A 16,717-nucleotide genomic window follows, 5' to 3' on the forward strand; every position below is an offset into this window, starting at 1 on the left:
TTATCCACAGATTTTATCTTTTCTAATAATAATAATATTAATATTCTTTTTTTTTTCTTTTGAATTTAGATCTAAAAGAAAAGAAAACAGATCTTTCTTTGAGGATCTTATCTTTAGTATTAACATGTGTTATCTTGAATTAAATGTTAATGCTATTTAAATCATTTTAAATTTTAAAAAGGTTTTTTTATATGTTGAATTTAAAAAATTTTGATGTCATTGTTATTGGAGCAGGACATGCTGGAACTGAAGCAGCTATGGCTTCATCCAGAATGGGTTGTAAAACTTTGTTATTAACGCAAAAAATTACAGATTTAGGTGTTTTGTCATGCAATCCAGCTATTGGTGGGATAGGAAAAAGTCATTTAGTAAAAGAAATAGATGCGTTGGGTGGTATAATGGCTCAAGCTATTGATTATGCAGGTATTCAGTTCAGAGTCTTAAATTCTAGCAAAGGTCCTGCTGTAAGATCTACTAGAGCTCAAGCTGATAGATTTCTTTATCGTAAAACTGTAAGAGAAATATTACAAAAACAGAATAATTTACTAATTCTAGAAGAAGAGGTTAAAGATTTAATCTTTAAAAATTATACTGTTATTGGCGTATTAACACAAAATGAAATTAGATTTCACGCAAAAGCAGTTGTATTAGCAACAGGTACCTTTTTAGGCGGTAAAATACATATAGGATTAAATAGTTATTCTGCTGGTAGAATAGGAGGAAAGTCTTCTATAGATTTATCTGTTCGTTTAAGAGAATTATCTTTGCGAGTCAATAGATTAAAGACAGGAACACCGCCTCGAATTGATGTGAATAGCATTAATTTCAATGATTTATTTATTCAAAACGGAGATGTTCCTGTTCCAGTTTTTTCATTTATGGGAGATGCTTCCAATCATCCTAAACAGATACCATGTTATCTTACACATACTAATGAAAAAACACATGAGATAATACGTAAAAATTTAGATAAAAGTCCAATATATACAGGTTTTTTAAAAGGTTTAGGACCTCGATATTGTCCTTCTATTGAAGATAAAATTGTACGTTTTCCTGATAGACAATCACATCAAATATTTTTAGAACCTGAAGGATTGTCTAGTATTAAAATATATCCTAATGGAATTTCAACTAGTCTCCCATTAGAAATCCAAGAAAAAATAGTGGCTTCTATAAAAGGTTTGGAGAAATCTAAGATTATCAGCCCTGGATATGCTATTGAATATGATTTTTTTGATCCAAAAGATTTAAATTTAACTTTAGAAAGCAAGCTAATTAAGAGATTGTTTTTCGCAGGTCAAATTAATGGTACGACTGGTTATGAAGAAGCAGCTTCACAGGGGCTATTAGCAGGTTTAAATGCAGGATTAACATCGATGAATTCTGAAGGTTGGTTTCCTAGACGTGATCAAGCTTATTTAGGTGTTTTAATAGATGATCTTACTACTCAGGGTACGCGAGAACCATATCGTATGTTTACTTCACGTGCAGAATATCGATTAACTTTACGAGAAGATAATGCAGATTTACGATTAACTGAAATTGGTCGTAAATTTGGTTTAGTTGATGATTTAAGATGGATTCGATACAATAAAAAAGTATTAAATATTAAAACAGAAATGAATCGTTTAAAAAAAATCAAAATACAACCTCTATCATCTGATGCTGATATTTTGAAAAAGTTATGCAATATTAATTTAATTAAAGAAAAAAGTATAATTGAATTGCTAAAACGACCAGAAATTAGATATAAAAATTTAGAGTCTTTAGAAGTATTTAGGATGGGAATTTCTGATTTAGAAGCTATAGAACAGATAGAAAATGACATTAAATATAAAGGTTATATCAAGCGACAATCAGAAGAGGTGGAACGACATTTGAAAAATGAAAATACTTGCTTATCACCTACTTGTAATTATAATAAAATAAAAGGTTTATCTGCTGAAGTAGCTAAAAAATTAAATGATTATAAACCTGTTTCTATTGGACAAGCATCAAGAATTTCTGGTATTACACCAGCTGCCATATCAATTTTATTAGTGTATTTAAAAAAAGAATCTTATAAAAATTGTTTATAATATATTTTTACTAAATATGTACTTTTTAATTTATTTTTTATTATTTTTAATAATTAAAATTTGATTTTAATTCATTTAAAATACATAATAATTTTTCTAATTTCTTCATTTTCCTAAAGAGTAACTATTTGCTGAATGTATTTTTTTTGTTATATAATCTTTTTTAAAATTATAAAAATATGAGAGAATGCTATGATTTTAGAAAAGATATCTGATCCTCAAAAATATATTAGTCATCATTTAAATCATTTGCAGATAGATTTACGTTGTTTGAAAATTATTAAACCAGGTGCATTGTCTTCTCATTATTGGACTTTAAATATTGATTCAATAATTTTTTCTCTGATATTAGGTGGTTTTTTTTTAAGTCTTTTTTATATGGTAGGAAAAAATATTACTAAAGATGTACCAAGTAAATTACAAACTGCAATTGAATTAATTTTTGAATTTGTGGATTTAAATGTAAAAAGCATGTATCAAGGTAAAAACTCTCTTATTGCACCTCTTTCATTAACAGTTTTTGTTTGGGTTTTTTTAATGAATCTTATGGATTTAGTTCCTATTGATTTTTTTCCATTTATTTCTGAAGAAGTATTTGAACTGCCAGCTATTCGTATTGTTCCTTCTGCTGATATTAATATTACATTGTCAATGTCATTTAGTGTGTTTATTCTAATTTTATTTTATACTATTAAAATAAAAGGATATACAGGTTTTTTAAAAGAACTCACTTTGCAACCTTTTAACCATCCTATATTTTTTATTTTTAATTTTATATTAGAATTTGTATCGCTGCTTTCGAAACCAATTTCTTTAGGATTACGATTATTTGGAAATATGTATGCAGGTGAAATGATTTTTATCTTAATTGCAGGTTTGCTTCCATGGTGGTTGCAATGTTTTTTAAATGTACCATGGGCTATTTTTCATATTTTAATAATTTCACTACAAGCTTTTATTTTTATGGTATTAACTATTGTCTATTTATCAATGGCCTCTCAATCTCATAAAGATTAAAATCTATCCTGATTTTATTAAAAACTGGAGTTTCTAATGGAAAATGTAAATGTTGACATGCTTTATATAGCAGTAGCTATAATGATTGGATTAGCATCAATTGGAGCGGCAATCGGTATTGGTATTTTGGGTAGTAAATTTTTAGAGGGAGCTGCTAGGCAACCTGATTTGGTTCCGTTGTTAAGAACACAGTTTTTTATTGTTATGGGATTAGTAGATGCTATTCCGATGATTGCTGTCGGTTTAGGTTTATATATGCTTTTTGCGATTTCATGATTTTTTATTGGGATTTTTCATAAAAGATATATTATTTTAGACTTCTATAATAAAATCTTTACGTTTTTTTAGATAACGTAAAGATTAATTTTTATTTTGATATAAAAGGTGCATTATTGTGAATCTTAATGCGACAATTCTTGGACAAGCTATTTCATTTTTTTTATTTGTCTGGTTTTGCATGAAATATATTTGGCCACCTATTATTTTAGCCATTGAAACTAGACAAAAAGAGATTTCAGAATCTCTGATTAATTCAAAAAAAGCTCAAGATGAATTATGTATTCTCGAGAAAAAAATACATCAAAATATTATTGAAGCCAAACACAAAGCATCAAATATTTTAAATGAAGCAAACAAACAAAAAATATTAATTTTAGAAGAAGCAAGAAAAAGTGCTTTAGCAGAAAGCAAAAAAATTCTTTTAAACACTCAGTTAGAAATCGAAATTGCTATTACGCAAGCACGTAAAAATTTGCATACAGAGGTAGTGGATTTATCTATTTCTATAGCAGAAAAAATTATTAAGAAAAATATTTCTAAAGATGATAATCAAAATTTATTAGATCAATTATTGGTTTCTTTATCACAGGTAAAAAATTAATGTCAGTAGCAAATACTATTGCTAGACCGTATGCTCAAGCAATTTTTGAAATTGCCATTCAAAATAATAGCATTGAAAGATGGAAAAAGATTTTAATTTTTATTAAAATGATCGCTTCTTTTAAGAAAGTCAGAAATTTTTTATCAGGTGCGCTTTCACCTCAACAGTTATCATTAATATTTACTACAATTAGTAGTGATATAATTGATGAAAATGCAAAAAATTTCATCAGGTTATTAGCTGAAAATCAACGTTTTAAAATATTAGATAATATATTAGAACAATTTATACAACTAGAAGCATGTTATAAAAATATTATAATTGTTGAATTGAGATCAGCTTTCTCTTTAGGGGAAAAACAGATCAGTAAAATACGAAAAATATTAGAACAGTTCTTTTCAAGAAAAGCGCAATTCACATGTAAAGTCGATCCTGAGATACTTGATGGTATGATTATAAAAGTGAACGATACTGTTTTTGATTTATCTATTCAAAATCATCTTAAACAACTATCTGATGCTTTAAACTTTTAAGGGAATAATATATGAGATTAAATTCTACAGAAATTAGCAAATTAATTAAAGAAAGAATAGTTCAATTTGAAGTATTTAATCAATCATACAATGAAGGTACTATTATTTCTGTTAGCGATGGTATTATAAGAATTAATGGTCTTTCTAACGTTATGTTAGGGGAAATGATTTTATTACCGAACAATGAATATGCAATTGCTTTAAATATAGAAAGGGATACAATTGGTGCAGTGATTCTAGGTCCTTATATTCATATTACTGAAGGAACTAAAGTACAGTGTACAGGAAAAATATTAGAAGTCCCAGTTGGTCCTAATTTCTTAGGACGTGTAGTAAATGCATTAGGTCTTCCGATTGATGGAAAAACATCTATAAAACATAATGATTATTTTCCAATAGAAGCAGATGCACCTGGGGTAATTGATCGACAATCAATTAATCAGCCAATACAAACAGGTTATAAAGTTATTGACGCGATGATTCCTATTGGTCGTGGACAACGTGAATTGATTATTGGTGATAGACAAACAGGAAAAACAGCACTGGCAATAGATACAATTATTAATCAGAAAAAATCAGGCGTTAAATGTATTTATGTTGCCATTGGACAAAAACTTTCTACAATTATTAATGTTGTTAAAAAACTAGAAGAAAATGATTCTTTATTGAATACCATTATCGTAGTAGCTTCCGCCTCAGAAGCGGCTGCTTTACAATATTTAGCGCCATATTCTGGTTGTGCAATGGCAGAATTTTTTCGAAATCAAGGAGAAGATGTTTTAATTGTTTATGATGATCTTTCAAAACATGCAATAGCTTATCGTCAAATTTCTTTATTATTACGTAGACCACCTGGTAGAGAAGCATTTCCTGGAGATATATTTTATCTTCATTCTCGTTTGTTAGAAAGAGCATCTCGGATTTCTGCAGAATATGTACAAAAGATAACTAAAAATAAAATTATTGGAAAAACAGGTTCAATCACAGCTTTACCTATTATTGAAACACAATCTGGAGATGTTTCTGCGTTTGTTCCTACTAATGTTATTTCTATCACTGATGGTCAAATTTTTTTAGAATCCAATTTATTTAATTCAGGTGTTCGTCCTGCTGTGAATCCTGGTATATCTGTATCTCGTGTAGGTAGTGCTGCACAAAGTATAATAATTAAAAAATTTTCTTCCGGAATTCGCACAGCATTAGCACAATATCAAGAACTTGCAGCATTTTCACAGTTTGCATCTGATCTAGACGATGCAACTAGAAAACAATTAAATTATGGTCAAAAGATTACTGAATTGTTAAAACAAAAACAATATTCACCTATTTCCATAGCTGAACAAGGTCTTATACTTTTTGTCGCAGAAAATCATTTTCTTGATGATATTGCTATAGATGAAATTACTAGATTTGAAAAAGAAATATTGATTTATGCTAAGAACTATTATTCTGAGTTCATGGAACAAATTAATAAAACAGGTGATTTTTCTATTGTTATAGAAAAGACATTTATAAAATTAATTACTAATTTTAAAAAAAATATATTTTAAAAAAATATACTCAATAAGTTAAAAAGAGAAATATAGTGACCAGTACAAAAGAAATCAGAAATCAAATCGTCAGTGTTGTTAATACGAAAAAAATTACTAAAGCAATGGAAATGGTTGCAGTTTCTAAAATGAGAAAAACTGAGGAAAGAATGAAAGCTGGTCGCCCATATGCTAATATTATTAAAAAAGTTATTGATCATGTTACGCAAGGAAATTTAGAATATAAACATAGTTATTTAGAACAAAGAGAAACTAAACGTATTGGTATAATTGTAATATCTACTGATAGAGGATTATGTGGAAGTTTAAATACTAATCTTTTTAAACAAGTACTATTTAAAATTCAGAAGTTTGCTAAAATCAACATTCCATGTGATTTGATATTATTTGGTTTAAAAAGTTTATCTGTATTTCAGCTATGTGGAAGTACTATTCTCGCAAAAGTCACTAATTTAGGAGAGAATCCTTCATTAGAAGCATTAATTAATTCTATTGATATTATATTGAAGGCATATCAAGATAAACAGATCGATAAAATTTTTATTGCGTATAATAAATTTCATAATAAAATGTTACAGCATCCTAAAATTATTCAGCTACTTCCTTTTTGTAAAAATAACATTAAGAATGTAAGCAGCAATCATTGGGATTATTTATACGAACCAGAATCTACATTAATTTTAGATACATTATTCAATCGTTATATAGAATCTCAAGTGTATCAAAGTATCTTAGAAAACATAGCAAGTGAACAAGCAGCTCGTATGGTTGCAATGAAAACAGCAACAGATAATAGTAGTAATCGTATTAAAGAATTACAGTTAGTCTACAATAAAGTTCGTCAGGCTAATATTACTCAAGAATTAATTGAAATTGTTGCAGGTGCGTCAGCAGTTTCATTTGATTAAAAATTAGTTAGAGGTTTTAAAAGAATGGCTAATGGAAAAATTATCCAAATTATTGGTGCTGTAGTTGATGTAGAATTCAATCAAGATTCAGTACCAAAAATATATAATGCCTTAGAAGTGAAAAATAAGCAATATAAACTAATTTTAGAAGTACAACAACAATTAGGTGGAGGTGTCGTACGAACTATCGCTATGGGTTCATCTAATGGTTTAAAACGCGGTTTAGTTGTAACTGATCTTGGACATTATATAAAAGTTCCAGTAGGAGAAGCAACACTAGGTCGTATAATTAATGTATTAGGTGAAACAATAGATAATCAAGGAGCATTAAAAACTAAAAATACTTCTAAAATTGAATATTGGGAAATTCATCGTTCTCCTCCAAGTTATGAAGAACAAGCTAGTTCTAGAGAAATATTAGAAACGGGAATTAAGGTAATTGATTTAATCTGTCCTTTTTCGAAAGGTGGTAAAGTTGGTTTGTTTGGAGGGGCAGGTGTCGGTAAAACAGTGAATATGATGGAACTTATTCGTAATATTGCTATAGAACATTCTGGTTATTCAGTTTTTACTGGAGTAGGTGAAAGAACTCGAGAAGGAAATGATTTTTATCATGAAATGAATGATTCTAAAGTTTTAGATAAAGTTTCTCTTGTATATGGACAAATGAATGAACCGCCAGGAAATAGATTACGAGTAGCTTTTACAGGATTAACTATTGCAGAAAAATTTCGCGATGAAGGGAAAGATGTTTTATTATTTATTGATAATATATATCGTTATACATTAGCAGGAACAGAAGTTTCTGCCTTACTTGGTCGAATGCCATCTGCAGTAGGATATCAACCCACTTTAGCAGAAGAAATGGGTCTGTTTCAAGAGAGAATTACGTCAACAAAAAAAGGTTCAATCACTTCTGTTCAAGCGGTATATGTTCCTGCTGATGATTTAACAGATCCTTCACCAGCAACAACATTCGCACATTTAGATTCTACGGTTACATTGAGTCGTCAAATAGCATCATTAGGAATTTATCCTGCTATTGATCCTTTAAATTCTACAAGTCGTCAATTGGATCCTTATATTGTAGGAGATGAACATTATGAAACGGCATTAAGTGTACAGTCAATTTTGCAAAGATATCAAGAATTAAAAGATATTATTGCTATTTTAGGTATGGATGAACTTGCAGAAAAAGATAAAATATTAGTATCAAGAGCACGTAAAATACAAAAATTTTTATCTCAGCCATTTTTTGTGGCAGAAGTTTTTACTAGTTCTCCAGGTAAATATGTTTCGTTAAAAGATAATATTCGCGCTTTTAAGGGAATTATAGAAGGTGAATTTGATTCGTTTCCAGAACAAGCATTTTATATGGTAGGTTCTATTGAAGAAGTCATAGAAAAATCAAAAAAATTATAATTATTTAAGATGTATGAGATATGCTTATGAATTTTTATTTAGATATAGTTAGTGTAAAAAAACGTATATTTTCTGGTTTTGTAAAAAAAATACAAGTTTCTGGAAGTGAAGGAGAACTCGGTATTTATCCAGGACATACTCAATTATTAAGTATAATTAAACCTGGAATAATATATATTGTCCATAAAGAAGATAAAAAAGAAGAATGTATTTATATATCAGGAGGTATATTAGAAGTACAACCTTCTATTGTATCGATTTTAGCAGATGTAGCCATTCGTGCTATTGATTTAGATCGAAAACGTGTTTTACAAACAAAAAACAATGCTGAAGAATGTATAAAAAATGAAAATATGAAAAATAAAAAAGATGATGTCTTGCTACGCATTTCTAAAGAAATTGCCAAATTAAGAGTGCTTGAGATAATGGACAAATTTAAATGAAAAACAATCGTTCGCGGCTGGTTTTTTCCTGCCGCAAGTATTTGAAATAATATTACTGAGTTAAAAAATATTTCTAAACATCAATGTTTTCTGCTTTTAAAGCATTTTTTTCTATAAATTTTCGTCTAGGTTCTACTGCATCTCCCATAAGAGTATTAAATAAATTATTAGCAGAGACTGCATCTTTAATAGTTACTTGAAACATATTTCTAGTTTCAGGATTCATTGTTGTATTCCACAATTGTTCAGGATTCATTTCTCCTAATCCTTTATATCGTTGTATAAATAAACCACGTTTAGATTGTTTTATTAACCATTTTAGTGTATTTTTTATATTGTCTATTTCATATACATGTCCTGCTTTTTCTATTAATACTGCATTTAGAAAATACTTTTTAAAGTTTTCACCTAATTTAGTCATTGATGAGTATTCTTTACTTTTTAAAAATTCTTCTTTAAAATCATATTTTGTATGATATGCATATCTAGAGATTCTTATAGTCGGTTCAAATATATTTTTATCAGAATTTTTTTTAATTTCTGTTGAATAGTAAGTATTAGTTTTATCTTTTTTATTCAGATTTTCTGCTAATTGTTCTATCCAATTTGTTACTATTGTAATTTCTTTTAAATTAGATAAATGAGTGTGATAGATTAGTTCGTCAAATACTAATTTTGGAAAATAATGTTTACTTTTTTCCATAATAATTTGGATAAAATAGTATTGAGATATAATTTTTTTAAATATTTTAAGATTTTCATTAATATTAGAATTTATTTTGCTTGTTAAAATAAGATCTTTTAAAGAATTTGTAATTTGATATTTATTCATTTCTGTATCATTTTTAATATATTCTTCTTTTTTTCCTTTTTTTAATTTGTACAATGGAGGTTGTGCAATATAAATATATCCTTTTTCAATCAATTCAGGTAATTGACGATAAAAAAAAGTTAAAAGAAGTGTACGAATATGTGCACCGTCTACATCAGCATCAGTCATGATAATAATATAATGATATCTTAATTTATCTATATTATATTCGTTTTTACCAATTCCACATCCTAATGCAGTGATAAGAGACGCAACTTCTTGAGATAAAATCATCTTATCAAATTTTGACTTTTCAACGTTTAATATTTTCCCTTTAAGAGGCAAGATGGCTTGATTCTTTCTGTTTCTCCCTTGTTTAGCAGATCCACCCGCTGAATCACCTTCTACTAAATAAATTTCTGAAAATTTAGGATCATTTTCTTGACAGTCAGATAGTTTACCAGGTAAAGCACCCAAATCGAGTATGCTCTTTCTTTTATTAATTTCTCTAGCTCGTCGTGCCGCTTCTCTAATTTTAGCGGCATTAATAACTTTTTGAATGATAGATTTTGAATCAGTAGGGTTTTCTAAAAGATATTCGATAAGATTTTCATTAATGAATGATTCTATAACTGATCTTACTTCAGAGGAGACTAATTTATCTTTAGTTTGAGATGAAAATTTTGGATCAGGTATTTTAATCGATATAATAGCTGTTAACCCCTCACGTACATCTTCACCTATTACAGTAGTTTTTTGTTTTTTATTATATCCCTCTCTCTCTATATGTAGATTTAAGGTTCGTGTCATACCAGAACGAAAACCAGCCAAATGGGTTCCACCATCTTTTTGTGGTATGTTATTTGTAAAACATAATATATTCTCTTGATGAGAATTACTCCATTGCATAGCAATTTCTAGCTCTGTCTGATCTTTCATAGAACGAAAATAAAAGATTCGTGAATGAATAGGTGTTTTTTTTGTATTTAAGAATTTAACAAATGCTTTAATACCACCTTTATAGTGATAGCAATTTTTAATATTTGTTCTATTATCTTCTAAATGAATAGCAATATTTGAATTAAGAAAAGATAGTTCACGCAAACGTTTAGATAAAATTTCATATTGAAATTTGATATTGTTAGTAAATGTTTTATAACTTGGCCAAAATCTTATATATGTACCTGTTATATCACTTGTTCCAATAGTAGCAAGAGGATTTTCTGGTTTTCCATTTTTATATATTTGTTGATATTTTTTTTTATTTTTATAAATTATTAGTTCTAATTTTTCTGATAAAGCATTAACCACTGATATACCTACTCCATGTAATCCTCCTGATATTTGATATGAAGCATTATCAAATTTACCCCCTGAATGTAGTACTGTCATTATTACTTCTGCTGCTGAAATATTTTCTTCGGGATGAATATCTGTAGGTATTCCCCTCCCATTATCTTTTACAGAAACAGAATTATCTGAATGAATAGTTACAATTATTTCTTTACAATAACCTGCTAGTGCTTCATCTATAGAGTTGTCTACTATTTCAAAAACCATATGATGCAATCCACTACCATCATCTGTATCTCCAATATACATACCTGGTCTTTTACGAACGGCATCTAATCCTCTTAAAATTTTAATATTAGAAGAGTTGTATATATTCTCCATAACTTTTCCTATAATCTTTTTGATTAAAAAAATAATTAATTATTAGCATCTTTTTTAAAACAAAAACAAATGATATAAAAGTTGTTTTAAATTATTTATGATGTTTTATAATACAGTATTTAAATACTTAACGTTTTAATAACATTACGACATATGATGTTGAAGCATCGTTTTCTGCTTCAATTTGTATGGAATTATTAAAATGATTTAAAAATAAAAAAATATTTTTACTAGTAATAGTATTTAATATTTCTAGTATATAATATACATTAATTGATATTTCTACTTCATTTCCAGTATAATTTATATTAAATGTATCTTCTGCTGTTTCTTCTTCTTGATTATCAGATAATACTTTAAATTGCCCATTTCTGATATGAATTTCTACTCCGCAAAATTTTTCATGAGATAAAATAGCAGCACGTAATAATGATTGTTTTAATAGTTGGCAATCAAAGGTAATAAAGTGTTCTTTTGTTTTAAGCAAAACACTTTTATAATCAGGATATTGTCCTTCAATTAATTGTGCGGTAAAAACTATATCTTCTACATATACTCTAATATTATTTTTCCCAACTAAAACCCGTATTAATTGTGTTTGAATATTTAATAGTCTATATAATTCAATAATACCCTTTCTTGGGATAACTATTGAGAAAGGAACTATATTTTCTTGTAAAGAAGTTTTTGAAATTCCTAATCGATAGCCATCTGTAGCTACTGTACAAAACGATTTATCTATTTTTTCTAATAACAAGCCATTGAGGTAATATCGTACATCTTGTTTTCCCATAGAAAACTGAGTTTTTTCTATCATATTCTTTAGAATATTTGATGATATAAAAAATTCTGAAATATGATGAAAGTCATGGTGGCTTGGAAAATTATCAGCAGGCAAAGTACTTAATATATAATTACTATTGTCAGAAATAATATGCATTTTATTTTTATTTAACTGCATCTTGATTTTTGACGATTCTAATGAATTTCGACAAATATCTAAAAGTTTTCGACCTGAAATTGTTGTTTTTCCTGATATATGTTCTTCTGATAATTTGATAGTGGAAATTAATTCTATTTCTAAATTTGTTGTAGTTAATGATAAAATGCCATGTTTTACAGTAATTAATATATTTTCTAAAATAGGAAAAGAATGATTTTTGATAAGTAACCGATTTATTTTTTGTAATTTTTTAATTAAAATATTGTTTTTTATAACTAATTTCATATGATTACTCTGATAGAGTTCTAATTAAATTTAAAAAATCTTTTTTAATATCGTTGCTTTCTTCTTGCAATTTTTCAATTTTACGACATGCATGTAGCACTGTTGTATGATCTCTACCGCTGAAAGCGTCTCCAATTTCAGGCAGACTATGATTCGTTAATTTTTTTGCTATTGCCATTGCTACTTGTCTTGGACGAGCTATTGAACGTGAACGTTTTTTCGATAGTAAATCAGTAACTTTAATTCTATAATACTCTGCAACTGTTTTTTGAATAGTGTCAATAGTAATAGTTTTTTCTTGTAGAGCTAGTATATCTCGAAGTGCTTCTCGAACAAAATCTATAGTAATAGAACGATGGGTAAAACGAGAATTAACAATAACTCGATTAAGAGCACCTTCTAATTCTCGTACATTAGAATGTAAATGTTTAGCAATGAAAAAAGCTACTTCGTTAGATAATACAACATTATTTTCGTCAGCTTTTTTTATAAGAATAGCAACTCTAGTTTCTATTTCCGGTGGATCTATAGCAACAGTAAGACCCCAACTAAATCTTGATTTAAGACGATCTTCAACTCCGTTTATTTCTTTAGGATAACGGTCAGAAGTTAAAATGATTTGTTGGTTTCCTTCTAATAAAGCATTAAATGTATGAAAAAATTCTTCTTGTGAACGTTCTTTATGTGCAAAAAATTGAATATCATCAATTAATAGTGCATCAACAGAACGATAGTATAATTTAAATTTTTCAATCGCATTATTTCTTAATGCTTTTACCATATCTTGTACAAAACGTTCTGAATTCATAAAAATAATTTTAATATCATATTTATATGCTAAAATTTCATTTCCGATAGCATGAAGTAAATGAGTTTTTCCTAATCCTGTCGCGCCATATAAGAATAATGGATTATAAGAATTTCCAAGATTTTTTGCTGCTTGAAATGCTACAGATCGTGCAAGTTGATTAGATTTTCCTTCTATAAAATTTTCAAAGTTATGTTTTTTATTAATATTAGACTGATAAAGCAAATTTTGAAATGCTGGGGTCTTAGACCAGATTGGTTTGTTATTTTTATTACAAGAATTACTTAAAGTGTTTTTTTTTGGTTTTTTTTCTTTATAAATTTGATATATTTCAAATTTTATCAATGGAGAATTAGAACCACAAAAATCTTGCAGTATTTTTTTAAAGTGAATTAAGTATTTCTCTTTTACCCAATCCAAAACAAATTTATTTGGAGCATATATTTCTAGAATGTTATTGTTTAGTTTGGCCTTCAGAGAGCGTATCCACATACTAAACTCTGTAGTTGGTAGCTCATTCTGTAACCGGTCAAGACACTGTTTCCAAAGACAAAGTGACACGGTAGACTCCAAGCGAACACAATTAATAAAAAAATAAAATTTGAAAGTTATTCTTTTTTATACGTTGACTTTGATATATATATAATTTTAATTTTATATAATCTTTTATATAAAATTATATTTTTTTACATTAAAAGCTATACAATCTAAGATTGGTGAGCACAACAAAAAGGATATAATATATTATTGAGATATTTTTTTTATCTAAAGAAGTGATTTTTAGATGTACTATTATATTTATAATTAAAAATATAATTATCATACCAGAATACAAAATTAAAAATATTTTTTTAGATAAGGCAATATTGAATCTATTTTAATTTAGTAAATATATTTATTAATATTTTTTCTATAATCAACGATTTCAATAAAGTTAATTGACTATATGATTTAGAATAATTACTCTTAGTACAAGTAAATTTTATCAGTCATATTTAACAAAAAATAATTAGGTAAATATTAAAATGAAACGAACTTTTCAACCATCAATATTAAAGCGTAATCGTTCACATGGATTTAGAATACGTATGGCAACAAAAAATGGTCGTTATATTTTATCACGAAGACGTGCTAAATTAAGGACTCGTTTAACAGTTTCTAGCAAATAGTAGGTTAATATTGTGTGTAATCATTTTTTTAAAAAACCATTGCGATTATCTAGTTCCATAAATTTTCAAAATGTTTTTAGTAAACCTTTTAAAAAAAAAATACTTTAGAAATAAGTATTTTAGGATGTTTTAATACATTAGGATATCCTAGATTGGGTCTTAGCATACCCCGGAAAAATATTAAACATGCTCATAATCGAAATTTAATTAAACGATTAGTTCGAGAAACTTTTCGTTTATTGCAATATAAATTACTTGCAATGGATTTTGTTGTAGTAGCAAAAAAAAATATTCTTCATTTAAATAACAAACATATAATAGATATGCTAAATAGTTTGTGGTTGCATTATTATAGATAATTTTATTTTTATTTAATTAAAGCTCTCTTAGAATTAATAACATTCAATATTTTTTTATTCTATATATTTTGAGTATATTATTTAGTTTCAATACCATTTCTAATGGTTCTATGTTAATTAAAGTAATATTCTTTAAATATAAGCAAATAAAACTGTGTACCTTTAAATATTAAAGATAAAAGTGAATATTAATTATGGAAGTACAACGTAATTTTTTTATTTTTGCTTTTCTATTTGTTTCTTTTTTACTTTGGCAAGCATGGCAAAGTCAATCATTTTTAAATCATAAAGAAAATGAAAAAACAGTTCCAATGTTCCATTTTATTGAAACAAAAAAAAATGAAAAAAAAATTCGTATTAAAAATGATGTAATTAGTTTTGTTGTTAATATGTATGGTGGAGATATAGAAGAAGCTTCTCTACTTACATATAAAGATACATTATATTCATCTAAACCTTTTAAATTACTTGAAACTGCATCGGATTTTGTTTATCAAGCACAAAGTGGATTAATTGGGAAAGATGGTCCTGATAATCCAATAAATAATAGCAGACCATTATATTTTTCTAATAAAAATTTTTTTTCGTTAGAAGATAATCAAAAAGAGTTACGTGTACCCATAAAATGGGTAAGTAAAAAGGGTGTGATTTATACAAAAACTTTTGTTCTTAAACCAAATAGATATGATATTCAAATAGAATATGATATCAATAATTTAAGTAAAGAAACTTTGAATATGAACATATTCGGACAGATAAAACAAACAATAACTTTACCGAAAAAACGAAATATTTATAGTGGTAATTTTGCGATTCAAGCTTTTCGTGGTGCCGCCTATTCAAGTGTTGATGATAAGTATGAAAAATATAAATTCGATATGATTTCTAATAATAAAAACCTAAATATTACGACTGAAAACGGATGGATTGCAATGTTACAACAGTATTTTGCAGTTGCTTGGATTCCTCAGAATTTTGGTCAAAATACAATATATACATCTAGTTTAAATCATGACGTTGCTGCTATTGGATATAAGTCTCCTTCAATTGATATCTTACCAAATTCGAGATCTATTATAAAATCAAAGCTATGGATTGGTCCTAAAATACAAAATGAAATGAAATTAGTTGCACCTAATTTAGATTTAACAGTTGATTATGGTTGGCTCTGGTTTTTATCACAACCATTGTTTACATTGTTGACTATGTTATATAATTTTGTGGGAAATTGGGGTTTTTCTATTATTTTGATTACTTTTATTATGAGGGCTATAACCTATCCTTTAACAAAAGCACAATATATTTCTATGTCCAAGATGCGTTCATTACAACCAAAAATAAAGGAAATCAAAGAAAAATTTTCAAATGATAAACAACGTATTAGTCATGAAATGATAGTGTTATATAAAAAAGAAAAAATAAATCCATTAGGTGGATTTTTACCTATTTTTATTCAAATGCCAATTTTTTTATCTCTTTATTATATGCTCATAGGATCTGTTGAATTACGTCATGCTCCTTTTTTATTGTGGATTCATGATTTATCAAGTCAGGATCCATATTATGTATTGCCTATAATAATGGGTTTAACAATGTTTTTTATTCAAAAAACATCATCTACTAATCATATTTCTGATCCATTTCAAAAAAAGATTATGCATTTTATGCCAATTATTTTTACAGCGTTTTTTTTATGGTTTCCTTCAGGATTAGTTTTATATTATATAATTAGTAATCTAGTAACGATTGTACAACAAAGATTTATATTATCTAATTTAGAGAAAAATAGATAAAATTTTTTATGATTTAACTATTTCAACAACTATTTTGTTAAACT

General features: G+C 27.2%; 14 protein-coding genes and 1 pseudogene. 12 read left to right on the forward strand and 3 right to left on the reverse strand.

The annotated features are described in order from the left end of the window. The first annotated feature begins 191 nt into the window (after positions 1–191). The 9 genes from mnmG to atpC all read left to right on the forward strand — a co-directional run bounded on the left by mnmG (position 192) and on the right by atpC (position 8,831). Positions 192–2,078 (forward strand): tRNA uridine-5-carboxymethylaminomethyl(34) synthesis enzyme MnmG, encoded by a 1,887-nt coding sequence (gene mnmG, locus G4A98_00005; protein ID QIQ41630.1) that lies wholly within the window; start codon positions 192–194, stop codon positions 2,076–2,078. Between the two features lie 192 nt (positions 2,079–2,270). Continuing rightward, positions 2,271–3,095: a F0F1 ATP synthase subunit A gene (atpB, locus tag G4A98_00010; protein QIQ41631.1), complete on the forward strand. Its 825-nt coding sequence runs from the start codon at positions 2,271–2,273 to the stop codon at positions 3,093–3,095. A 36-nt stretch (positions 3,096–3,131) separates the two neighbouring features. Then, on the forward strand, positions 3,132–3,371 hold the full coding sequence (atpE, locus tag G4A98_00015; GenBank protein QIQ41632.1) for a F0F1 ATP synthase subunit C: 240 nt from the start codon (positions 3,132–3,134) through the stop codon (positions 3,369–3,371). Positions 3,372–3,489: 118 nt separating this feature from the next. After that, a complete protein-coding gene (locus G4A98_00020; protein QIQ41633.1) occupies positions 3,490–3,975 on the forward strand; it encodes a F0F1 ATP synthase subunit B in 486 nt (161 codons plus the stop codon). Beyond that, the gene (locus G4A98_00025) at positions 3,975–4,508 is read left to right on the forward strand and encodes a F0F1 ATP synthase subunit delta (GenBank protein ID QIQ41634.1); all 534 of its coding nucleotides are present in this window, start codon (positions 3,975–3,977) and stop codon (positions 4,506–4,508) included. The genes G4A98_00020 and G4A98_00025 overlap by 1 nt, the downstream gene beginning before the upstream one ends. Before the next feature lie 11 nt (positions 4,509–4,519). After that, positions 4,520–6,058 (forward strand): F0F1 ATP synthase subunit alpha, encoded by a 1,539-nt coding sequence (locus G4A98_00030; protein ID QIQ41635.1) that lies wholly within the window; start codon positions 4,520–4,522, stop codon positions 6,056–6,058. 35 nt (positions 6,059–6,093) lie between these two features. Then, positions 6,094–6,966, forward strand: a complete 873-nt coding sequence (gene atpG, locus G4A98_00035) for a F0F1 ATP synthase subunit gamma (protein ID QIQ41636.1) — start codon at positions 6,094–6,096, stop codon at positions 6,964–6,966. A gap of 24 nt (positions 6,967–6,990) precedes the next feature. Next, entirely contained in the window at positions 6,991–8,388 is a 1,398-nt protein-coding gene (gene atpD, locus G4A98_00040; GenBank protein QIQ41637.1) for a F0F1 ATP synthase subunit beta, read from the forward strand. Between the two features lie 26 nt (positions 8,389–8,414). Then, positions 8,415–8,831, forward strand: a complete 417-nt coding sequence (gene atpC, locus G4A98_00045) for a F0F1 ATP synthase subunit epsilon (protein ID QIQ41638.1) — start codon at positions 8,415–8,417, stop codon at positions 8,829–8,831. A 73-nt stretch (positions 8,832–8,904) separates the two neighbouring features. Here the strand turns inward: atpC and gyrB are convergent, their stop codons facing one another. The 3 genes from gyrB to dnaA all read right to left on the reverse strand — a co-directional run bounded on the left by gyrB (position 8,905) and on the right by dnaA (position 13,913). Then, positions 8,905–11,316, reverse strand: coding sequence for a DNA topoisomerase (ATP-hydrolyzing) subunit B (gene gyrB / locus G4A98_00050; protein ID QIQ41639.1), 2,412 nt, complete (start codon positions 11,314–11,316; stop codon positions 8,905–8,907). A 127-nt stretch (positions 11,317–11,443) separates the two neighbouring features. Beyond that, on the reverse strand, positions 11,444–12,544 hold the full coding sequence (locus tag G4A98_00055; GenBank protein ID QIQ41640.1) for a DNA polymerase III subunit beta: 1,101 nt from the start codon (positions 12,542–12,544) through the stop codon (positions 11,444–11,446). 4 nt (positions 12,545–12,548) lie between these two features. Then, positions 12,549–13,913 (reverse strand): chromosomal replication initiator protein DnaA, encoded by a 1,365-nt coding sequence (gene dnaA / locus G4A98_00060; protein QIQ41641.1) that lies wholly within the window; start codon positions 13,911–13,913, stop codon positions 12,549–12,551. A gap of 464 nt (positions 13,914–14,377) precedes the next feature. Between dnaA and rpmH the strand changes: the two genes are divergently transcribed. From rpmH to yidC, 3 genes and pseudogenes are all read left to right on the forward strand, one after another. Then, positions 14,378–14,521, forward strand: a complete 144-nt coding sequence (rpmH, locus tag G4A98_00065) for a 50S ribosomal protein L34 (GenBank protein QIQ41642.1) — start codon at positions 14,378–14,380, stop codon at positions 14,519–14,521. Between the two features lie 12 nt (positions 14,522–14,533). Continuing rightward, positions 14,534–14,880 (forward strand): annotated as a pseudogene (gene rnpA, locus G4A98_00070) (ribonuclease P protein component). Between the two features lie 194 nt (positions 14,881–15,074). After that, positions 15,075–16,673 (forward strand): membrane protein insertase YidC, encoded by a 1,599-nt coding sequence (yidC, locus tag G4A98_00075; GenBank protein QIQ41643.1) that lies wholly within the window; start codon positions 15,075–15,077, stop codon positions 16,671–16,673. Positions 16,674–16,717: the final 44 nt, after the last annotated feature.

This window comes from Buchnera aphidicola (Microlophium carnosum) (assembly GCA_011752475.1).
GTDB classification, from domain to species: domain Bacteria; phylum Pseudomonadota; class Gammaproteobacteria; order Enterobacterales; family Enterobacteriaceae; genus Buchnera; species Buchnera aphidicola_BG.